The 21,397-nt window shown below is 68.3% G+C and carries 17 protein-coding genes, 2 pseudogenes and 1 CRISPR repeat array; of the genes and pseudogenes, 8 read left to right on the forward strand and 11 right to left on the reverse strand.

From position 1 onward, the window contains the following. The first annotated feature begins 26 nt into the window (after window positions 1–26). From AC0HI0_RS45840 to AC0HI0_RS45860, 5 genes are all read left to right on the forward strand, one after another. Complete coding sequence (locus AC0HI0_RS45840) at window positions 27–3,938, forward strand: NB-ARC domain-containing protein (protein ID WP_480929720.1); 3,912 nt, start codon at window positions 27–29, stop codon at window positions 3,936–3,938. A gap of 713 nt (window positions 3,939–4,651) precedes the next feature. After that, window positions 4,652–5,314 carry a DddA-like double-stranded DNA deaminase toxin gene (locus AC0HI0_RS45845; RefSeq protein ID WP_480929721.1) on the forward strand — a complete coding sequence of 221 codons (663 nt, stop codon included), beginning with the start codon at window positions 4,652–4,654 and terminating at the stop codon, window positions 5,312–5,314. Then, window positions 5,311–5,808 carry an Imm1 family immunity protein gene (locus AC0HI0_RS45850; protein WP_480929722.1) on the forward strand — a complete coding sequence of 166 codons (498 nt, stop codon included), beginning with the start codon at window positions 5,311–5,313 and terminating at the stop codon, window positions 5,806–5,808. Before AC0HI0_RS45845 ends, AC0HI0_RS45850 begins: the two co-directional genes overlap by 4 nt. 241 nt (window positions 5,809–6,049) lie before the next feature. Next, window positions 6,050–7,901: a CRISPR direct-repeat array (repeat unit 37 nt; unit sequence GCAGCGCTGGAAGCCCGCTTCCAGCGAGGATCGCAAC). Window positions 7,902–9,272: 1,371 nt separating this feature from the next. Further along, entirely contained in the window at window positions 9,273–9,779 is a 507-nt protein-coding gene (locus tag AC0HI0_RS45855; protein ID WP_480929723.1) for a hypothetical protein, read from the forward strand. Between the two features lie 458 nt (window positions 9,780–10,237). Then, on the forward strand, window positions 10,238–11,500 hold the full coding sequence (locus tag AC0HI0_RS45860) for a ParB/RepB/Spo0J family partition protein (protein WP_480934542.1): 1,263 nt from the start codon (window positions 10,238–10,240) through the stop codon (window positions 11,498–11,500). Here the strand turns inward: AC0HI0_RS45860 and AC0HI0_RS45865 are convergent. From AC0HI0_RS45865 to AC0HI0_RS45900, 8 genes and pseudogenes are all read right to left on the reverse strand, one after another. Next, a pseudogene (locus AC0HI0_RS45865) lies at window positions 11,481–11,744 on the reverse strand (helix-turn-helix domain-containing protein); the annotation flags it as partial. The gene AC0HI0_RS45860 and the pseudogene AC0HI0_RS45865 sit on opposite strands and share 20 nt — an antisense overlap. A gap of 170 nt (window positions 11,745–11,914) precedes the next feature. Then, a pseudogene (locus tag AC0HI0_RS45870) lies at window positions 11,915–12,127 on the reverse strand (cobalt transporter); the annotation flags it as partial. A 251-nt stretch (window positions 12,128–12,378) separates the two neighbouring features. After that, window positions 12,379–12,699, reverse strand: coding sequence for a helix-turn-helix domain-containing protein (locus tag AC0HI0_RS45875; RefSeq protein ID WP_480929724.1), 321 nt, complete (start codon window positions 12,697–12,699; stop codon window positions 12,379–12,381). A 61-nt stretch (window positions 12,700–12,760) separates the two neighbouring features. Further along, a complete protein-coding gene (locus AC0HI0_RS45880) occupies window positions 12,761–13,090 on the reverse strand; it encodes a hypothetical protein (RefSeq protein ID WP_480929725.1) in 330 nt (109 codons plus the stop codon). 158 nt (window positions 13,091–13,248) lie between these two features. Further along, entirely contained in the window at window positions 13,249–13,446 is a 198-nt protein-coding gene (locus tag AC0HI0_RS45885) for a hypothetical protein (RefSeq protein ID WP_480929726.1), read from the reverse strand. Window positions 13,447–13,896: 450 nt separating this feature from the next. Continuing rightward, window positions 13,897–14,445 carry a 2'-5' RNA ligase family protein gene (locus AC0HI0_RS45890; RefSeq protein ID WP_480929727.1) on the reverse strand — a complete coding sequence of 183 codons (549 nt, stop codon included), beginning with the start codon at window positions 14,443–14,445 and terminating at the stop codon, window positions 13,897–13,899. A 77-nt stretch (window positions 14,446–14,522) separates the two neighbouring features. Then, complete coding sequence (locus AC0HI0_RS45895) at window positions 14,523–15,920, reverse strand: helix-turn-helix transcriptional regulator (protein ID WP_480929728.1); 1,398 nt, start codon at window positions 15,918–15,920, stop codon at window positions 14,523–14,525. 620 nt (window positions 15,921–16,540) lie between these two features. Further along, window positions 16,541–16,936, reverse strand: coding sequence for an HC3 family zinc finger protein (locus tag AC0HI0_RS45900; RefSeq protein ID WP_480929729.1), 396 nt, complete (start codon window positions 16,934–16,936; stop codon window positions 16,541–16,543). Between the two features lie 124 nt (window positions 16,937–17,060). On the opposite strand from AC0HI0_RS45900, the gene AC0HI0_RS45905 reads away from it, so the two are divergent. From AC0HI0_RS45905 to AC0HI0_RS45915, 3 genes are all read left to right on the forward strand, one after another. Continuing rightward, window positions 17,061–17,933: a helix-turn-helix domain-containing protein gene (locus AC0HI0_RS45905; protein ID WP_480929730.1), complete on the forward strand. Its 873-nt coding sequence runs from the start codon at window positions 17,061–17,063 to the stop codon at window positions 17,931–17,933. Then, window positions 17,933–18,130, forward strand: coding sequence for a DUF397 domain-containing protein (locus tag AC0HI0_RS45910; protein WP_480929731.1), 198 nt, complete (start codon window positions 17,933–17,935; stop codon window positions 18,128–18,130). Before AC0HI0_RS45905 ends, AC0HI0_RS45910 begins: the two co-directional genes overlap by 1 nt. 118 nt (window positions 18,131–18,248) lie before the next feature. Continuing rightward, on the forward strand, window positions 18,249–18,869 hold the full coding sequence (locus AC0HI0_RS45915) for a hypothetical protein (RefSeq protein ID WP_480929732.1): 621 nt from the start codon (window positions 18,249–18,251) through the stop codon (window positions 18,867–18,869). Window positions 18,870–19,161: 292 nt separating this feature from the next. On the opposite strand, the gene AC0HI0_RS45920 is transcribed toward AC0HI0_RS45915, so the two are convergent. The 3 genes from AC0HI0_RS45920 to AC0HI0_RS45930 form a co-directional block, all read right to left on the reverse strand. After that, window positions 19,162–19,572: an Imm1 family immunity protein gene (locus AC0HI0_RS45920; RefSeq protein ID WP_480929733.1), complete on the reverse strand. Its 411-nt coding sequence runs from the start codon at window positions 19,570–19,572 to the stop codon at window positions 19,162–19,164. Further along, on the reverse strand, window positions 19,560–20,309 hold the full coding sequence (locus AC0HI0_RS45925; protein ID WP_480929734.1) for a DddA-like double-stranded DNA deaminase toxin: 750 nt from the start codon (window positions 20,307–20,309) through the stop codon (window positions 19,560–19,562). The genes AC0HI0_RS45920 and AC0HI0_RS45925 overlap by 13 nt, the downstream gene beginning before the upstream one ends. A 672-nt stretch (window positions 20,310–20,981) precedes the next feature. Further along, window positions 20,982–21,239, reverse strand: a complete 258-nt coding sequence (locus AC0HI0_RS45930; RefSeq protein ID WP_480929735.1) for a hypothetical protein — start codon at window positions 21,237–21,239, stop codon at window positions 20,982–20,984. Window positions 21,240–21,397: the final 158 nt, after the last annotated feature.

Below are 21,397 nucleotides of genomic sequence, written 5' to 3' on the forward strand. Positions count from 1 at the left end.
GTTCATCTTCCGCGAGGGATGTGAGGGTGACGCGTCGTTGGTGGTTGGTCGGACGATTGGTTGCGGTCGCCCTGGCTGTGGCGATCACGGCTACCGCGGTGGCGGTGACGGTGAACGTCGCGACCGGTGGTTCCAGCCCGTGGTTGCCGATGGTGGAGTCTCACCCGTTGTGGTGGACGGCCGCCGCGACGGCGGCTGTCGCCCTGACAAGCGTGCTGGCGTGGTGGATGAACCAACGGGCGGAGGCCCAGTGGAACGCGCTCGTGCCGGTGGACCAGCGTCCCGAGTCCTGGGTGGTTGATCGGCCCGTCGAGGTCGGTCAGGTCTTGACGGCTTTGGACAGTCGCGCGGGAGGCACCGTCGGAATCACGACGGCCGTTCACGGTGCCGGCGGGTTCGGAAAGACGACCGTCGCCAAGATCGTCCGAGCCGACCGCAGGGTCCTGCGTCGGTTCGGCGGCCGGGTGTACTGGGTCACGCTGGGGCGGGACGTCCGGTCGCCCGCGTTGATCGCCGAGCGCATCAACGACCTCATCACGCGGATCGAGCCGGACAGCCCGAGATCGTTCACCGATCCTCGGCAGGCGAGCGAGCACCTGGCCGCACTGCTGGCCGCGGGTCCCGCTCGACTGTTGATCCTCGACGACGTCTGGTACCCCGAGCAGGAGGTCGCGTTCCCGGTCTCGGGAACCAATTGCGCCCGCCTGGTCACCACCCGGATCCCCTCGCTGGTGGCGGGCGACTCGATCCCGGTGCGGGTGGACCAGGTCACCGCGGAGCAGGCTCGCCGCCTGCTCACGGCAGGGCTGGCTCCGCTGCCTTCCAGAGTGGTCGCCGAACTCCTCGCCGAAACGGGGCGTTGGCCGCTGCTGCTGAGGCTGGTCAACAAGGTGCTCGTCGATCAGGCGAAGTCTCATACGAACCTCGCCCGGTGCGCGAAGGACCTGCTTGCGTTGTTGCGGCGTTCGGGTGCGTTGCGCATCGACGACCTGACCGGCGCGTCCGCCCAGCAGCTCGATGTCAACGATCCCTTCCAGCGCCAGCGGGCCGTCGCGTGCACCATCGAGGCGGGCACCGGCCTGCTGGCTCCATCGGAGCGGTTGCGATTCGCCGAGTTGGCGGTCTTCGCCGAGGACGAGACGGTGCCTGTCGAGTTGGTCGGCAGGTTGTGGTCCGCGAGCGGCAGTCTGACGCTGTTGGAGACCCGCGCGCTGCTGGCACGTCTCGACGACCTGGGACTGTTGACCGTCACGGCCGCACCGCACACCGGGGCGGTGAGCATGCACGACGTCGTGCGGGACTTCCTGATCGAGGAACTGGGCCACGAGGTGCTTGTCGGCCTGCACCGGATCTTCGTGCGAGAACTCGCCACGGATCTTCGACGTGTCGCGAGCTTGAACGCGGACGCGGACGCGGAGGCCGGAGGCCGGGCGACAGTCGTCGCCTGGTGGGAAATGGACCACTCGCGGCGGTATCTTTGGGAGCACCTCGTCGAGCACCTCTTGGCTGCGGAACTGGTCGACGAGGCTGACGGGCTCGCGTCCGATCTGCGATGGGTCGGTGCTCGGCTGATGCAGTCCGGACCGGGAGCGCCCTACGCCGACCTCGCGTTGGTGGGCACGTCACGGTGTGCCCGTCTGCGCGAACTCCTCGGCAAGACGGCGCACCTGCTGATGCCGACTCGGCCCGAACACAGCCTGATCGACGTGTTGCACAGCCGGGTCGCCCACGATCCCCACTGGGGGATGCAGGCTCTGGCACTCGAACAAACCAGGACCAAGGCCGGGCTGGTGAACCGGTGGAGCCTGCCGGACCTGCCCATGCCGGCGCTGCGCCGCACCCTCAAAGGACACACGGACCGGGTCCGGGCCATGTTGGTGACCGCGGACGGAGCCTCCGCCATCACCAGTGGATACGACACCACGGTGCGGGTCTGGAACGTGGACACGGGCGCCGAGCGAGCGCGCTTCCACCTGGCCGCGACGGCGATGGCCACGGCACCCGGCAGCACCTGGCTCGCGGTCATCAGCGAAGCCTCGGACAGATCGGCCGGAGCGGACGGCATGGTGTCGGTGATCGACTACGCGACCGGCGGTGAGAGCTGGACTCTGCCCAAGCGCGCGCGGCAGATCATCGCCGGACCGGACGGAACCTGGATTGCCACCATCGCCACCGACAACATCCTCCGAATCTGGGACGTCGCCACCGCCGCCGAGCGCCTGGCGATCGACTGCGGCTCCGTCAGGGTGACATCGGTGGTCACCTCACCCGACGGAACGTGGATCGCCACGATGGGGTTCGGCGACACAGTCTCCATCTGGGACACCACCACCGGCACCGAACGCGCCGTGTTGGCCGGGCACCCCGGACCCCTGTGGGGAATCACCGTGGCCGGTGGTGAGCGGTTGGCGACGGTCGGGCGCACGGGCGAGGTCTGGCTCTGGGACATCGAGACAGCCTCGCTCCGCACCAAGTTCACCGGCCACACGGGCCAGGTGTGGGAGGTGGTGGCCGCGCCCGACGGCAAGTGGATCGCGACCGCCGGAACCGACAGTTCCGTCCGGATCTGGGATGTGATCGACGGAACCGTCCGCCAGGTCGTCAACCTGCCGACACGGGCGAGGTCCATGGTCGCGGGGCCGGACGGGTCATGGGTCGCCATCACCTGTCGCGACAACAGCTTGAGGCTCCTCGACGTCGATACCGGCAACGAACGGCTCAGCTCGACCGATCGTGTCGGCCCCATGGACACCATGGTGGTGTCGCCACACGGCAACTGGATGGCGGTGTCCTGCGCGGACAACTCGATCCGCATGTGGAACGTGGGCGACCAGGTCGAGCGCGTGCCCTCTGTGGACCGCAGTGTTCCCGTCCGCTCGATCGCCACAGCACCGAACGGGTCGTGGTTGGCGACCGTCGGCCACGACGACCACGTCAGCGATCACGCGGTGAGAGTCTGGGACGTCGATCGGGCGACGGAGCGTTTTCGCCTTTCCGGACGTGCGGACTCCATCCGACTGATGACGGCATCTCCCGATGGAGCGTGGCTGGCCGCGGTCGACATCGACGCCGAACTCGGACACCAGGTTCGGATCTGGGATTCGGTCACCGGGACCATGCGGACCGAACTCACCGGCTTGCGCCGCAGCTTGTGGGCTCTCGGGGCTACCTCGGACGGTGCGGTGCTTGTCACGCTCGACAGCGGAGAGGTCGTCCGGACCTGGGACACGGGGACTGGCAAGCAGAAGCGGAAGCTCGCCGAGTCGGTCTACGCGTTGGAGGTGTCGCCAGAAGGCTCGTGGTTCGCTGCAGCGAACTCCACCCAGACCATCGAAGTCAAAGCCTTGGATTCGGGCGAACTCCTCGTCGAGATCCCCTGCAACAAGGGCCGGCTGGTCGAGATGGTCTCAGCGCCCGACGGTCGGTGGCTTGCCGTGGTACTCAGCGATCGCCATGTCGAGATCTGGAGCCCACATACCGGTACGAAGGTGGCTCAATTCGTGACACGGAGCCGGGCTGTGCGAGTTGCGGTGTCCGCGGATTCCACGACGCTCGCCATCACCACCCACGCCGGTTCCGTGGAGGTCTGGAACTCGGAAGATGGCGTGAGACAGGTGGAACTTGAAGGGCATGCCTTCCCGATCAAGGATCTCGCGATCTCCCCGGACGGCCACTGGCTGGCGACGACGTCTCCGGACCGGACGGTATCGGTCTGGGATCTGGAGACCTCGACCTGGCAGGCCACCATGAGGATGGAGGAGGAAGCGTTCAGCTGCACATGGTTGCCAGACGGCGAGAGCATCGCCGTCGGCGGCCACGGCGGCCTCTACCTCTTCGAGTTCCAGTCGGCTCACAAGGCAACCGAGGTCCATCCGAGTCGCCATGCCGGAGGCAGCATCAGCCTGAAGGCCGAGACCTCGCCGATCGCCCGTCCCTGAGTCGATGGTGCCGGTCACCTGTGACGTCCGACTGTCGAGGAGCACCGTGTGGGTGCCGCGTTCACCTGCCGTGCCAGTTCACCGATGACCGCTACCGCATCGGCGGCCGGCTGTGAGCACAATGCGTGGATTGGCCCGTCGCAACAGACCACAGCTCCCGCGAGAGCAGCACGTCGGGAAGCCGGATGCGTTCCGACGGGTCGTCTCGCTGTAACGGGACACCAAGCAGGTGACGGATGACGCCCTGCCGCAGCGCAGCGGTCGCCAGCAGCCCCACGGCGTTTCGCCGATCAGAAATGCGGTGAACAAACCCGGCATTTCGTAGAAGACGGCGCGGGGCGGCTTGACTCTGAGTACGTCTCCCTGGAACGACACGTCCAGACGATCACGAACATCTCGTTGGCCGCTCAGCCAGGTACATCGCCAACAGCAAAGGGCAACAGGCCGGCTCGCCGGGGCACCCCGCCCAAACCACATGGCGGCAGCGGCGTCGAACGCGCACGACACCACGGCATGCTGGAATCCACCCGCTGGTCTGAACAGCGCACCGGCGGGCCATCTGTGTTGCGGCGTCAGGTCTCGGCGCGAGGGGGTATCCACGTCGTAGTCCACGGACGGAGCAGCCCGAGGGTGGTACGGCATCCATGCCGCCCGCAGGTTTGTTCGGACGAGACCGTGGTCGCGCGTCGGGTTTGTGCCCCGATCTCACCGGGGTGATCCGTGCCGCGCTCGACAAGGCGGCGGAGTCGGTCGATGCCTACGAGGCCGCGAGAACCCTCGTCGAGGATGCCGCCGGCCTTCTGGAGCGGGCGCTTGACGGCGCATACGGGCTGGAAGCCGACTCGGCCGCGACGGTCGGGACGTTGCGCGAGGTCTCGTCCCGTATCGACGAGTTGATCTCGGTCGTCAACAGGGCGGTCGCCTTGGTGCTCCAGTACGAGGCGCGGCTGAACGCCGTCGTCTCGTCGCGGGGCGGCGTGGAGTCCGCGCTCGACCGTGGGTGGTCGGGCGGGCAGCGACAGGATCTGCCCGCGTACATCACCAGCGGCTGGGTGGTGGACGAGGACGGGCACCGCGAACTGGTCCAGAGTGGCCGTGAGTCCGACGGCGAGGACAAGCGGATCGCGGACCATCTGCTCGACCAGGGCGTCGGCCGGTTCGGCGGAGTGCCGGCGGTGTCGCAGCACGTCGAGGTCATAGCCGCCTGGCGGCTGCGCGACAGCGGGTGCGCCGCGGCGACGGTCGTGGTGAACAACGAACTCTGCACCGGCCGGTTATCGTGTCAGGCCATGATCCCGCTCCGCCTACGGCCGGGACAGACGCTGACCGTGCACGATCCCCGGCAGACGCACCGATTCCACGGGAAGGCCCGATGAGCCGTCATCCCCTCGAAGTGTCCTTCAACGCCACGACAGGAGAGACCTCGCCCGTCGTGGTGCGCACCGACACCGAACTCGACGAACTGCTCACCCGGCTGCTGGAGCGTAGGCACCCCAACCCGCCCAGCATCGTCCTGCCGGACCGGCCGCTCACTGGCCCGCACGACCTGCCCGACCACATCGTCAAGATCGACATGGACCGGCGGGCCGGCATCGGCGCGATCCTGTTCGCGGGCCCCCGCGACATGCTGCCTCCCGACACCCCGGACCTCGTCGGACTCGGCCCCGACGGCGGTGTCTGGGTGACCCGCACAACGGACGCGCCGGCACCCGACGACGCGCCGCCGCTGTACATCGACAAGGCCACCCTCACCGAGTTCCCCCGCGACGCGGCACTGTCCCTGGACCGGTGGCGGCAGGCACTGCACGAACTCGCCACCACCGGACTCCGGCCGGCCGGCCTCGACTGGCAACCCTCCGAGCACTACTGAGACCCTCACCTCGCAATGCGTCCGCGCTCGGCGGAACCCTCGACATCCGCATGAACAAGCGCGTCGGGCAACGCGATCTGTGAAACGTAGTGTTCCGGAACTGCGGTGGTGTGGTTCGGAACCCCAAGCGTGACACGACACGCCTATAGGTTCCGAAGTTGATGTCGGCGCGTCATCCCACTTCTCGGGACAATGGGCAGGATTGCGTGCTCCATCGGGGCCTTTATCCTGCTCATGCAGGGCAGCGCTGGAAGCCCGCTTCCAGCGAGGATCGCAACCGGGGCCTCTTTGGTGAGCTGTCGGACCACGTCCAGCAGCGCTGGAAGCCCGCTTCCAGCGAGGATCGCAACGCCAGACCCTTGACCGCGTCGTACAGGCCCTTGATCGGCAGCGCTGGAAGCCCGCTTCCAGCGAGGATCGCAACCTGGTCGAGGACGGCGACCGCCGGGTCCTGGAACGGCAGCGCTGGAAGCCCGCTTCCAGCGAGGATCGCAACGCCGCAGCCGCCACAACGACGAACTGCTCTCCGGGGGCAGCGCTGGAAGCCCGCTTCCAGCGAGGATCGCAACCAGGGGGCCGTCTTCAACGGCGACGCCTCGTTCGCCGCAGCGCTGGAAGCCCGCTTCCAGCGAGGATCGCAACCAGGTACCGGTGGGGGTCCATCCCGGAGTCGGCGGGCAGCGCTGGAAGCCCGCTTCCAGCGAGGATCGCAACCCCTACGCGACGTGCCCGCCGTGGCGTAGGGGAACGCAGCGCTGGAAGCCCGCTTCCAGCGAGGATCGCAACGGGCTGCCCAGTGGGCCGCAGGTCTCGCGGCCGTCCGCAGCGCTGGAAGCCCGCTTCCAGCGAGGATCGCAACGGCCAGGCGCGCGGTGGCGGAGGCGATCCGGTCGGCAGCGCTGGAAGCCCGCTTCCAGCGAGGATCGCAACGCCCTGGCCCGCTCCGAGACCCGCCGCCGGCCGGCGGCAGCGCTGGAAGCCCGCTTCCAGCGAGGATCGCAACAGTTGGTACTGCTGGTCGGCTTGGCGCTCGGCGGCCGCAGCGCTGGAAGCCCGCTTCCAGCGAGGATCGCAACCTGGTGCTGCGGCTGGTCGAGGCCGGGCACAGTCCGCAGCGCTGGAAGCCCGCTTCCAGCGAGGATCGCAACCTCCCAGGCCGGGTGCTGTCGTAGGCGGTGTGCCGGCAGCGCTGGAAGCCCGCTTCCAGCGAGGATCGCAACGGTCGGGCGAACAACGCGATCTGGCGGGTCGGGCTGGGCAGCGCTGGAAGCCCGCTTCCAGCGAGGATCGCAACAACCCCTGAGGGTTCAGGTGTAGGCGTCCCGGTCGGAGCAGCGCTGGAAGCCCGCTTCCAGCGAGGATCGCAACACGCTCCAGTCGACCAACTCGAACACGTGGCCGCGCAGCGCTGGAAGCCCGCTTCCAGCGAGGATCGCAACGCGCTGGCGACACCGCCACGGTCTACCAGCGCACGCAGCGCTGGAAGCCCGCTTCCAGCGAGGATCGCAACCCGGTCACGCCGACCTGGACGGCCGGCCCCCTGCCGCAGCGCTGGAAGCCCGCTTCCAGCGAGGATCGCAACTTGATGGACTGGCAGGAGGCCCCGGAGGGTCTGGACGCAGCGCTGGAAGCCCGCTTCCAGCGAGGATCGCAACCGTGGGGTTGCGTCCGGCCAGACGCGCGAGAACAGCAGCGCTGGAAGCCCGCTTCCAGCGAGGATCGCAACCAACCGGCAGCCGACCAGGCGCAGCCCGGCGTCCACGCAGCGCTGGAAGCCCGCTTCCAGCGAGGATCGCAACGGCGGGTAATCGCTAAGCCGCCATGCGATCTCGGGCAGCGCTGGAAGCCCGCTTCCAGTGAGGATCGCAACTCCGAGACCCCGCCGTTCTGATGAGCCCCGGTGAAGCAGCGCTGGAAGCTCGCTTCCAGCGAGGATCGCAACAGCCCTCGCACAGCCGCCACCAGCTCGCCCAGCAGCGCGTGCAGCGCTGGAAGCCCGCTTCCAGTGAGGATCGCAACCCGGCTCCACCCGATCGAGCGGGTCAGGCCAGCGGGCGCAGCGGTGGAAGCTCGCTTCCAGCGAGGATCGCAACCGCCACGCTGGTCGGGCAGACGATCACCATCCTGAAGCGCTGGAGGTCTGACGGATGGTGTTGGAGAGCCCCTGTACCCGCTACAGCGGGGACGGTGTGCACGGCTGGCACGCGGTCGTTGCCGGTGTGGGTCGATCTCGGTGTGGTGATTCCGAGATTGCTCGGCGCAGAGCGCAGGGTGTTCGTGGAGGGGTTGGGCCTGACCGGATCGGTGCCGGGGTGTTGTCGGGGTGGTTCCGCAGTGTGGAGGGGGACTGGGTCGGTGTGGTGAACTACCGGACCTGCTATGCGGATGGGCGATCGGTGACGGTGGAGTTGTTTGATCAACTCGTTCCCGCGCGGTTGTTGCGCAAGCGGAATGGCTGAGGCCCCGGCAGGTGCACGGCGACCTGTAATGGTTTCTTGCTCTTTCGCATGCCGTTCGGTGGTGTCCGTCGCAGGGCGGAACTTTGACCACGAGACCCGTGGCGTCCACAGTGGAAATCTGAGACCGGCACGCGCTGGCGGCGTCAATGACTCCAACACGGCCCAGGTTGAGTGTCTGGACTTGCCTTTCTGCACCGTGGCTGAGGCGGATTTGTTGCTCCGCATGGCGCCGATGACGCTCTACAGGCCGGTTTCCTGCTGGCCGTATTCGGGCGAGGACCGTGTTTCCGGCACGGGCGGTCGAAGAGGTGATCGAACGCGTGCCGGCGAGTGAGTGTTGTGTCGACTCTGCCATGTGGGTGCCTGGTGCAATGGCGTGACTTCCCCTCACCTGATGTCCGGAGGCTGGCGTGCTGCTCTGAGGGGTCATCGGGTGGTCGGCGGGGTGAGAAGTGCTTGGTAGGGCTGGTCGTCGAGTTCGGCGCGGGTGCTCGCCGGGTGGGTGGTGCTCAATCGCCAGTGAAGGTCGGGGTCGGGGCCGGCGGAACACTCGGTGCAGATGACCTCGACCACGCCGTTGTGGACGGTCGCTCGGTATCCGGTGGTGGCCAGGCGGTGCTTGCGCTGTCGGCAGGTGCCGGGCAGGACCGCGATCCGGGTGTTTGTGCCGTCGATCCTGTGACGCAGCGCGCCATCTGGTTGCCGTGATGTCGGTTCCACGCAGGGCAACCTAGCACCTGGATCGAACACATGTTCGACGTAGGCTGGTGTTCCGCGTGCGTGCGCACGGTGCGTCGCCGAGCCGGGACGCCGTGTGGACGCACGCTGTCACGTGGGAACGGCCGTGTCGGGGAAGGGCGCGGTCAGGCTGCCCGACGTCCGGTCACGGGTCAACCGCGAAGGGCGTGCGGTGTGACCCGCTCGCGGTCGTCGGGCGGCCGGTCCGCGCCCCTTCTCCGGCACGACGCGGGCATGGCGGGTGGATTCCTGTCAGGAGAAGTCGTCGTGTCCGTTTGGCAGGAGTTCGTCATGGTGGTGTCCACGTCTGTGACTGTGTTGGTGTTCTTCGATGGCAGGGACGTGCAGGTGGGTGTGCACGTGGATCGGGATGCCGCGATGGCGGCGTTGGCGGCGTCTGTGCGTCGGCGGTGGGAGTCGGTCGTGTTTCGGCTCGACGGTGTCGGGCATGACGGTCTGTCCGATCGCGAGGCGGTGGAGTTGTGGTTCGCCACGGTGAACGAGGGCAAGCCTGCGGGTGCGGCGGATCGTGCGCGGTGGTTGGTCGAGACGCGGTCGGTGGAGTTGGACATGGTGGCGGTCGTGCTTCCGCGTGTACGGGCGCACGAGTTCGTGGAGGAGGCGCGTGGTGTCCGGGTGGAGTGGTATCGGTCGCTCGACGGGTTGTCGGCTCAGACCTCGCGGGAGGCGAGTCGGGGCATGGCCGATGTCTTGCGGCGGTGTCAGCATGTGTTCGCCGAGGCTGTCAGGTCGGACTCCGCCAGCCGCTCCTGAAACAGGTAGGTGACGACAACAATTTGTTTCTGTCCACTTCGGACGGTTATGGCAGGTTGCGGGCGCAGTGGTTGCGGTGTCGTGGTATCGGGTCCGGGCGGGGCTCGTGATGGTGGGCGACGTCGGGGTCGGTGTCAAACCGCGGCGGGGTGCCGGGTTCTGCTTGTCCTCCCTTCGGTCGGGCAGAACCCGGCACCCCGCTTGTGCGGTTGGACACCGACCCCGCCGCCACCCGGGTCGGGCGTGCCCCGCCCGAACACCAATTCCCCGACCTGGTGGGGTCGGTGTTCGGGCGGGCTTGGATCCGCCGGATCGCGGCGAACCCGACTCCTGGCAGGTTGGGGGTGGGCTCGATGCGTGAGGTGTCCGGTGGTCGGGCCTACCGAAGGGATGTTGTCGTGACCGCCCAGTTGTGGAGCAACACGCGTTTCGAATTGTTGGACCCGCAGACGTTGGTGATGGATCGGAACTCCCGCACGATCGGTGACATCGAGGTGGAGAAACCGGATCTGTGTGCGAGTGTCCGCAGGCACGGTGTCCGGGTCCCGGTGATCGTCCGGCCGATCGGCGAGGGCCGGTACCGGGTGCAGGACGGGCATTGCCGGACGGTCATCGCGGCCTCGTTGCCGGTTGCCGAGCGGGTGGTGCCGGCGATCGTCACCGAGTCCGACGACGAGCAGCGGTGGCAGTGGTTGCGGGACCAGTGGTTGGCCAACGAGGTCCGGAGCGGCTACGACACCGTTGACGCGGCGCGGATTTTCGAGGAGTTGACGCTGTTCGGGCTCAGCGCGGACGAGGTCGCGGACGAGTTGAGCGTGGACGTGGGGACGGTGGAGGCCGGTCTGCGGACCCGGCGCAACGGCAGGGTCACCGAGGCGCTACGGGACTACCCGCAGCTCTCGCTTCTCCAGGCCGCCGAGCTGGCGGAGTTCGAGGGTGACGAGGACGCCTACCGCGATCTGACGGAGACCCTGGAGTCGGACCCTGCCGGGTTGGACCACGCGTTGGCCGAGTGGCGGCTGACGTACCGGTCACGGGCCGCGTGCGAGGAGTTGGCCGGGACGTTGCGTGAGGCCGGTGTGGAAGTGGTCGGCGACTACGCGCCGGTCGGTGCGTCGCGGTTGGACCGGTTGTACCGCAGTCGCAAGGACCAGGTCCGGCTGGACGGTGAGGACGCGGGGCACGAGTCGTGTCCGGGGCACGCGGCCTACATCACGACCAACAACGCCACCGGCACCGCGACTGCGGTCTACATCTGTCGGGACTGGGCGGCTCACGGCCACGTGGAGACGTGGAGCGTCAACCCCGCCGTGGCCAAGGCGGAGGAGTGGACGCCGGAGCGCAAGGCCGCCCATGCGCGGGTGTTGCGGAACAACAAGGCGTGGCGCGCCGCCGAGACCGTCCGGCACGCCGCGTTGCGCAGGCTGGTGGCCGGTGCGCCTCCGCGTGCGGCCGGGCAGTTCATCGCGCGCAGCCTGGTGGAGGGTGAGCGCGAGCTGCGGCGGGCGATGGAACGCCACCACGGCTTCGCGTGCCGGTTGCTCGGTCTCAAGGAACCCAAGCCGGGCGGCAGGAACCGGGCCGGGCCGCGGCCGGTCGGCCGGCCCGCCCGACGGGCTCGGCCACCAGCGACTGAAGCCGCGTTCCCGTCCCCAACGCCGCGTCACATGCCTTCGCGAAGTCGATCGTGGCCGGCTTCGTACCGTGCTCCACGTTGCTGATGTGCCCCATGCTGTAGTGCGTGCGCTCGGCGACAACCCGGAGCGACAGCCCCGCCGCCTCCCGGAGTTCGTGCAACACAGCGCCGACAGACTGCCTGGCCGGTCGCGCTTCCGTTGTATCCGTCGTTCCTTCCAAGACGACTACCCACTCCTCCCGCCACCCCAAGGCGGCCCTGGCGCGGGCTCGCCTGGTCCCGGCTCGGCCTCCGGAAGTCGAGGATAGGTCGGCACGATTCCCAGGCACCTGGACTTCTCCTCGATGAACGCTCGATCGGGCGGCGTATCAACCGAAAGGGTGAGGAGGCAGGTTCACTTCGTGCACGGTGGGTACTGGCGTGCGGAAGCATTCGAGATGTTGTTGCGCCGCCCACCCCGACGCACATATGCAACGGCCGCCGGGGTCGGACGTTGGCCGCAGTGGTTTCCGCGCCAGGCGTCGTGACCTTCCTGGTCCATTACGGCGGCGATGGCCAGGGCGACGATCGGGTCGGCCCAGGACCAACAGAACAGGGAGTTGAGCATCAGACCGACGAGCGGCACGCCGGACAGGTACGTGCACCGCAGGGTCTGCTTGGAGTCGGCGACCGCGCTGGCTGACGCGAGTTCACGTCCTGCGCGGCGTTGGGCGGCCACTGCCTCACCGACACCACGGCCGCCGCAGGAGGCGTCCCCTACCTCGGCGACATCGACACCTGACCCCGCCCATCCCGTACTGCCCGATACGCCACCTCACCGCCGCCCTGATCACAGCGGATGTCTGCCGCCGCACGTACCGACTGCGACAAAACCCCGAGGTGACCGCGAACTGCGGACGGTTCGATGCCCGGCGACGTCGTCACCGGGCATCGGGAGCGAGCGAAGTTCCTTGACCTGCCGTTTCAGCGGGTGCGGCTCAGACGGCGTCTCAGTTCAGCGACCAGCGCCTCGTCGGAGAGCTGACCGGGATCAGGGGATCGTTGTCGCAACGACGTTTCACCGGCGTCGAGGATCCCGCCGGCCACCAGGACTTCCACGACGCTGACGTCGAACAGTCCGGCGATGGCCCTCGCGCTCTCGATCGAGAGCGAGTCTCCCTGGCGCCACATGGTGAACCGACTTCGGTGGATGCCGGTCCTCCGCGCCAGGTCTCCGGTGGTCAGCCCGCGGTTCTCCAGGTTCCTCTGGATGTAGTCCCACAATGGCGGGTCCTCAGAGTCCATACGCCTATACTAGTCTTGTGGGCACGACGGTCGTCCTGTGGGCGGTCCGCGCGATCGTGGCCTACCGGGCGTGTTCTACGAGGTGCGTGAACTCTCGGGCGGTGAGCATGGTGTCCGCGGTGTCATCGGGTGAGATCAGCCATCGGACAGTCGTGTCGCCGACAGTCAAGGGAGGCAGTGGTGTTGGACGACCTTCCTCGTACACCGCCATCCCGTCCTTGACGGTGCCGTCCGGGAACGGTGGCCGGACGAGGAAGAGGTACAGGCCGACGCCTGAGACGGTCACGACCGGGGTGGGCGTCGCGGCCAACCGCGGACTGACGAGCACGCTTCTCGCCAGGTGCGTTTCGAGGCGTACCGTGCCGAGTTGTGGGTCGGTGACGGCGAGCACCGACGGGCGACGGTCCGCCGGGACATCCCACCATCCACGGATGACGGAGGGGTTCGTGGTGGCATCACTCGCTGGGAGCAATGCGCGGGAGGATTCCGCCGGTCCGGACGCCATGTGGGTCTTCCCTGCGCCTTCGGTTCCGGGGCGGATCGCGGGGGCTACCGGATCCGCAATTCGATCATGTGCATGGTCGCGCCGTCTTCCGCGAAGTGCCGCACAGCCTGTTCCGGCTCGTCGGTGACGACCTGGTGGGTGCCGTCGGTCGAAACGGCCTGGGTCTGGCCGGGGAAGGCGAGCCCCCAGGCTGTGATGCCGACGACGTCATGTTCTCCGTCCTCGTAGCCGATGGCGAACACTCGGGGAGCGCACTCGACGGCCAAGGTTCGTAGTGAGGAAGGCGGGGGGAGCGCGTCATCCGCCAAGTTCGGTCCGCGGCGATCGTGCACGGTAGTGCCTCTCATTCCGGTGTTCGAGTTGTAGACCTGGCTCCGATGCGTTGCTCAATGGCCTGAACACTAGCTATTCCGACGATGTCGACAGCGATCACAAACGGGGGCAACTGGAATAGCAGGAACACTTGCCCCCTGTTTCGGCGATCGGTCCACCTGCAGTGTGTGAGGACCGGTCGCGTGCGGAGATGCCGGGGACGGTCAGGTGCGGTTGTTGTCGTTGGCTCGCGGCAGAACCACATCCGGGGCCTGGCCTTGTCGGCGGCCTCGGGTGAGTCGGACGACCGTCTGAGCGTTGGTGCCGGTCACCCACGACGATTGAGCGATTCGGGCCGGAGCGGATGGTGGTGCAGTTGCTCAGGCGCGACCGAGTCCGACCGATGCGACGTCGCTCCACTCGTAGTTCCGGTGGTCGCGGTTGAGATCGATGAGTGACACCGAGGACACGATGACCTGGGCGGTGTGTTCACCGTGGGCACGGAGGGCCTGGGCGACCGGTTCGGCGGGGCCGGTCGTGTTGGAGTAGCCGAGGCTGACATGCGCCCGGAATCCGGCCTCCGGTTCCGGGACGTTGTCCGAGCCCCACACGTCGCCGATGGCGGACCGGATGGTGAGGCGCAGTTGTGCCAGCGGTTGCAAGGGCAGGGCGGGCATCTGGACGGTCTCGGGGTCTACGTGGGCCGGGCCGATGGTCACGGCGAACGGATCCAGGTTGGTGCATCGCTTGTGCGCGGCCCGGACGATGCGGTCCACGTCGTCGCGGTCGACCTCGTCGGTGAAGCCGATGCCTTGGAGGGTGAGGTGCAGCCATCGGATGGGAACGGGGTCGAGTTGGGGAAGCGAGGCGAGTACAGGCGCGTAGTCGGTGACGAGCTGCTGCGCGTCGGGTTGCTCGGCGAAGGTCACGTGCCAGGTGTAGAACGACCGGCCCACCCGCCACCCGGGCCGCCACCACCAGTGATCCCTCATCGGCTCCAGCCGGCTCACGCGGGCAACTCCTTCGTGGGGATTTCCCGGTGGAAGTCGTTGACCGCGTCGCGGATCCGCCGCGCGGCAGGGTCGGCTCCTCCTGCCCGGATCGCCAACGCTCCTGCTTCCGCGACGCGGTGCGCCAAGGGGCGAACGCGGTGGACCGGGGGAGTGGCCATCACCGGCCGCAGCGCCTCTTCGGCAGCGTCCAGGTCGCCGAGGACCAGGTGCGCCTTGACCTGTTGAAGGCGCGTCATGCGCTCCGATCCCCGGTTGCGGCGTTCCTCGGCCGTGGCCTCGAACATCCCCACGGCCCGGTCGGCGAACGTCAACGCGTCATGGGCGCGGCCCAACGCCAGCTCGGTGTCCGACCACAACGACGCGGCGCGGTCGACCGAGCAGGTCAGTGGGCCTGCCAACTCGTCCTCGGCAGGCGTGGAAGTCTCCGCGGCGCGTTGTCCCCGGACCAGCGCCGACGCGGCGGCCTCGCCGTCGCCGACTCGGGCCAGGTCCAGAGCGAGGGCGCTGGACAAGAACAGCGCCGCTGTCCCTGTCCCGCTGTAGGTCAGGCCATCGGCCGCGTATCGGGCGGCACCGGAGTAGTCGCCCTGCCAGAACAACGACGTGTGCTGCGTTGCACGTACCCACGCGCGCAATCCGTTGTGGTCGGCGCGTTCGGCGCACGCCCACGCGGCGCGGCCGTGGTCCTCCGCGGCATCGGCGCGGCCCAGATCGACCGAGATCCACGAGAGCATGGTCAGCGACCAGCCGGCGACGGCGTACAGCTCACGGCTGTGGCGCGGATCCTGGTGCCCGGACAGCAAGGCGAACGCGTGGTCCCGCAAGGCCCTGGTGCGTGCGAACAACGGCAGAGTCGGAACTTTCAGGTAGGAACGGGCGATGCGCCGGACCTCGGTGTGCATCTGCTCGATGGTCAGCTCGCCGACGTTCGTCGATTCCGTCCACGCCAGGTAGCCGGAGGACTCTTCCGCAGTGTCCATCAACATCGCCTCCACCGTCGCGAGACCGAACGTCCGTGCCTCCTTGGCTGCGTCCCGATCGACTGTCGCGGCCGGTACCGGGACGTGGGGAGTCGGTTCCTGGGAGAAATCGTCGGCGGTGGTCGCGGAGATCCGGCGTCGGCGTGCCTGCTGGTCGAGCTTTGCCAGTTCGCGCAACGCGATCAAGTCGCCGTTCGCGCCCAGCGCGTGGTCGATGGCGCTGATCAGGTCCCGTGAGGGGAGGTTGCGGCCGACGCGGTCGGCCAGCGACACGTACTGGCGGGAGTAGCCGACCAGGTCCGCCAGTTGCTGATGGCTGAACCCGGCCTCTTTGCGGAGTCGCCTGATGGCGTGGGCCAACCGTGTGGCGGCCGGGAGTTGCCTGTCTTCGGGAACTGCGCTGTCGTTCACGGCGGGGCTCCGTGCGTGGCGGGGACACTGGGGGCAGGTCCCGATCGGTAATCGACCGGCTTCGAAGCGTGATCGTAGCGGGTGTCGGCCCGCCTTCAGGAGGGCAACCGCTTGCGTCTGCCTCTCGGGCCTGCCGCCCCGTGGTGCCTGCCCGTCCGGGCGCTCAGCGTTCCCTCTGCCCGGCCGTGGGGCGCGGCACGGCCGAGGTGCGAGCGGCAATCCGTAGGGGAAGGCAGGTTGTGAAACCGGACGGCGACAGCTCGGCCGTCCTCAAAGGACTGGAGCGGGCCGCCCGGCGGGCAGTCGTGGACGACGGCGGTGCCTTGCATGGTGGGTCTTTGCGCCGTTGACGGCCGATACGAACTCCGGGACCACGCGACACGGTACGGACTGGCGACGTCGCCACCACCCTGCGCGGCAGTGGCGACAACGGCTGTGGACATCGGGGGCGTGCATCGCGATCAACGCTCGCATCCCGGCGACCAGTCGGGGCAGGTCGTCCCGGACGAACGATCTGATGGCCGATTCGTCCGCGGTGTGCGGGATATCGGCGAGTTGTTCGAGTCTGCTCAACGCCGACTCGACCACTTCGTTGTAGGCCACGTGGTTGTGGGTGGGCGTCACCGGCGGCCCTTCGTCGTTCGAGTCGAGGGGCGTATCTGTTTCGGGCACGGCCACGGGATGACGGGGATGCCCTCGAAGGCCCGCCACGCCGCTTCGCAGTCACGGCACGTGGGCCAGCACCAGTCGGGATTCCTCGGCAGCGGCAGGTGCGGGACGGTCACCGCGACTCCGCAGAGCGTCGACCCGCTCTCGTGTGCGGCGAGTTCGTCGGGGATCGCGTGACGTGCGCCGTCATGCGGAAGCCAGCGGAACGGTCGTATGCCCATCACGACCACCGCGTCGACGTTGCTGGTTCCGGCTCGTCGTCCGCCGCGTGCTCCGTGCGGCTGGTGGGTCGGGGTACTGGGCGGGTGTGGGACATGGGCACCTCGGCGTGGTCGGTTGATGTCCATCTTGAGTACAATCAAGGTAGCTCCGATTCAATATCGAATGAAGTGGCCCGATCGGGTGTAGCCGTCGGCGGGTCGTACGCTCGTGCGGACGGGCACCAGCGGATGTGCGGGAGGCTTCAGGTCGATGACCGGCGGACCGATCCTCACCACCGTGCACGCGGTCGAACTCGGCCGGCGGCTCCGCGCGCACCGCAGCGCGCTGGGGCTGACGACCGCCGCCGTCGGCAAGGCGACAGGGCTGGGCGGCAACAACGTCTCGACGATCGAGATCGCGAAGCGACGACTCGCGCCCGCCGGTCTGGCCCGTCTCGCGGAGCACTACGAGCTGGAACCGGCCGAGGTCGCGGAGTTGGAGGCCCTGCGGGTCGAGGCCGAGCGGCGTCGGTGGTGGAACGACTACGAATCGGTGTTCGGCGACGAGTTCGTCAGGTTCCTCGGCCTGGAGGCCGGTGCCGCGGAGATCCGCGAGTACGTCGCGGAGACGATTCCCGGCCTGTTGCAGACCGCCGACTACGCACGGGCGATGATCAAGGGCGGCTCGACCTACATCAGGCCGGTCGACGTCGGCCCCCGAGTCGAGTCACGCCTGGCGCGTCAGGCCAGGCTGGAAGGGCCCGACCCGGTCCGCTACCTCGTGGTGCTGGGACCGGCCTCGCTCCGGATGCACGTCGGCGGGCGGGCCGTGATGCGCCGACAACTGGCGCACCTGGCCGAGTTCGTCGAACGCGGTGACGAACGCGTACGCATCCGCGCCCTGCCCTACAGCGCGGGCGCGCACTCGATGATCGGCTCGTCGGTCTCGATCATGAGCTTCGCGTCCCGCTGGGTGCCCGACCACGCGTGGATCGACTCGATCACCAGCACCGCGGGACTCGTGGACCGTCGCGCCGCACTGGTGGAACTCGCCGCGAGCTTCGAGGACGTGTTCGAACGCGCCTCGGACCGCGACGCCACCCTCGACGAGATCCACAAGGCCGCGAAGGAGATGGAGGACTGATGGGCGCCACGCCGATCCGGACGGGCGACGGCTGGATCAAGTCCAGTCACTCGAACCCGAGCAACAACTGCGTCGAGGTGATGATCACGGACGTAGTGGTTCGCGTCCGTGACACCAAAGCCGTCGGGACGTCGCCGGAGATCGTGGTGGGCGCGCCGGCATGGCGACGCTTCCTCGATGCGGTGGATCCGGACTGAAGTTCCTCGCCGTGGTGGCGGACGTCCGGAAGGCGATGAGGTCGAACAGGACGATGCGGTGCGGCCTTGGTTCACCGATGGTCGCGCGTGGCCGATTGCCCAGTTCTTGGACGTAGCCATGGTTCTCGCCGATCTCGACGGACAGAATCGCAGACCGGGGTTCGGACTGGCCAACGGGCTGGGGCTCGGGCTGCTGGGCCTCGTCCTCTACGACACGGCCCGCGACGTGGGGACGGTCCTGGTCAACGGGGCCACGTTGGGGTTGGTGTTCGCCGTGCCGACCGGACTGGCGCTGGCCGTGGCCGCCGCCGTGGAATCCCCGCTCGACATCGCGTCCGCGGCCGGGCCCACCGACCTGCGCAACGTCAACCGCGCCAACGTCCTGGGCAGGGTCGTGCTGTTCAGCCTCGTCTACGGGGGCCTGGTCACCCTGGGCGCCGTGCTCCTGCTCCAGCGCCCGGAAGGTGCGCACGCGCAGCTCGTCTTCAGCCCGGAAGCCGTGGTGCGCCTGGCGCTGCTCACCGGCGTGGGCGGCGGCCTGTGCTACTGCCTGGCGCTCACCGCGTGGGGCCAGTGGCTCCTGTTCGCCCGGATCTGCCTGCCGCTCACCGGCCGCCTGCCGCGCTCGCTGCCCGAGTTCCTCGACGATGCCACCCGGCGGGGCGTGCTGCGCCAAGCCGGTGCGGTGTACCAGTTCCGCCACGCCCGACTCCAAGACCGGCTCGCCCTGTCGCAGTAACGGGCAAACCTCCGGGTCTCGGATCGGCCCGTCCACCGGGTCCGCGCCCGACACGGCACCGAACCACTGCGCCACCCGGCCACGTCTGTCGTCGGTGACTGCCGGGAGACGGGAGAACCTGCCGCGGCCTTTCGTGTTGGAACGGCAGGACGACAAACTCGAACAGCGGGGACAACCGTGTCGACAGCTCGGCGGCGACCGCTCCATGGCGGGTTGCCGGTCGATCGTCCGTTGTCGTGAGGCAGACGGCTCGCCCGGTCGGCAGGAGTGGTCTGCCTCGGCAAGGAGGGGATCAGCCGGTCGGGCGGAGGTGGGGGTGGTCGGGTGGGATGAGGCCGCCGTGGTCGAGGTAGGCCGTCAACACCGCGACGACCGTGTCGCGTGGCACGACCTGCCAGGCCGGGACCTGTTGGGTGTTGGCCATGTAGTCGAACTGGGCCTCCCCGGTGGCGTCGGGGTCTCCGACGGTGGCCCGTGGCGGGTCGCCCAGCTCCTGGACGAAGCCGCGGTCCTCGCCGATGCCGACGTAGAGCATCGGCAGGCCGTAGGGGTCCTCGGCCACGGTGATCTCGGCGATCGACGGCACCGGGCCGCCGGTCAGCCGGGTCAGCCTGTCGACCAGTTCGGCCAGCTCCTCGTGGGTGGTGACCTCCAGCGGAGTGCTGCCGGTCTCGTGGTCGAAGATCGCGCTCAACGTTGCCACGGTGGTCGTAGCCCTCCCCGGATCGTCTGCTCGTACCCGCCAGAACCGTAGACCGTCAGTGTGGATCCCTCGGGCAGGATCAACCCCACCAGGATCTCGCACCCGAACCGGCCGGCGCAGGGCCGGTTGTTGATCACCACCGCAGCGTGCCGGACGTCCGTGTCCCGCATGTGCATCGCCAGCTTCGTCTCAACGTGGGACACCGCGATGGGAACGCCGGGTTGTGGCAACGGCAGTCCTTGGAGGAACTCGCCGGCCGCGGTGGCTTCCGGTCCGTTCCCGCTCACGAGGTGCCGGACGATGCCGTCGGGGCCGACCCAGCGGCCGTGGGTCTTTTGCCCGCTTCCGCCGACCACCGGCGGCGGAAGGTCCCCGCGCAGGTCCTCGACCTTCTCCGGGGCGAGCGGAGAGGGCTTGCCGGCGTCCGGCACGGAAGACGGTCGTGCGGGGGGTGTTCGACCGGGAGGCGGGGGAGTCGGGGAGGGATGGTTGCCGAGCAGACCGGTCACGACCGACTCGGTGTGGCCGACTGCCGTGTCCAGAACCTTGAGCAGGTCCTTGATGCCCTTGACGACGTCGGCCAACGTCGCCAGGACCGCGTCCTTCTCGCCTGTCGCATCGCCCTCCAGGGCGACGGCGAGCAGGGACTGGGCGTCCTCGACGAGATCCAGCGTGGTGTCGAGGGCCTTCCCGCACTCCCGCGCCTTGGTCTGGGCGTTGGTCACCACCTCGGCCACTTCCCTCAGAGACGCCACCAACACCCCCGAGTGCATCGATCCGTCGTGCGATCACCATGCCGTGTCAGTGACGAAGGCGGTGGGACCTTTCTACGTCGAGTGGTCGACGGGTCGGTGGTATGCCCCGTGCGCACGTCTCGCGAACGCGACGATGCCCCGTCCGCCGGCCTTGGACAGGGGCATCGATCAGATCCGGAAGGGATCCGGCACCTGGCGTCGCCGCCGACTCGTCCTGCGGGTTCTCAGATCGGGTCGTCGAACTTCCCGGCCTGGACACCCAGGATGAAGGCACGCAGCTTGCTTTGGGTGTCGTGGACCACTGGACTGGCATCACCCAACGTGGAGAACGTGCATGGTCGCGTCGGTCTCCTCGAAGTGGCGGATGGCGTGTTCCGGTTGGCTCGTGATCACCTGGTGGGTGCCGTCGGCGGAGGTGACCTGTGCCTGATGGGGGAAGGCCATGCCCCATGCCGCGATACCGATCTCGCCGTGCTCCTCGCTCTCGTAGCCGATCGCGAACAGCCGGGGCGCCTACTGGCCTGCCAACGCCCGTAGTGCAGCCGACGGGGCGGGCATTCGGTCTGCGGAGGTCGAGGCGTGAGGGTCGTGCATGGCGGTGCCTTCCGTTGGTGATCGTTTGTCGCGATCTTGTCTGTCGAAGTCGTTCTGGGGTCAGGTGTCGAGCACTGTGCCCGGAACCGTGAGGGGTGCCATGGTGTCCGCTTGATGGTGGAGTCCCGCTCGCTTGACGAGGATCTGTCCCAGTTCGAGGAGATCCGTTGCCAGGTCGTTTTCGACTCTGTGCATTGGTGTGGTGTAGGCCGTGGTGCTGCGGGGGTCGGACTCCTCCAGTAGGCGCACGCAGTAGCGGCCCAGGTCGGTGTTCACCCGTGACACGTGGGTGGCGTGGTCGAGTTCGTCCTTGGCCATGGGTGTGCTCCGTCGAAGATCTGTGGCTGGTCGCACGGGCGGCTGTTCTCGGGGTGTCGCTCATTGCTCAATGGCGCGACTAGGGGCTATGCGACCAGGGGCGGGTACGATCACGGAAGGAGGCAACTCGAATACGGGGAGTACCTGCCTTCGTCGTA

Source organism: Saccharothrix sp. NBAS 001 (assembly GCF_056640475.1).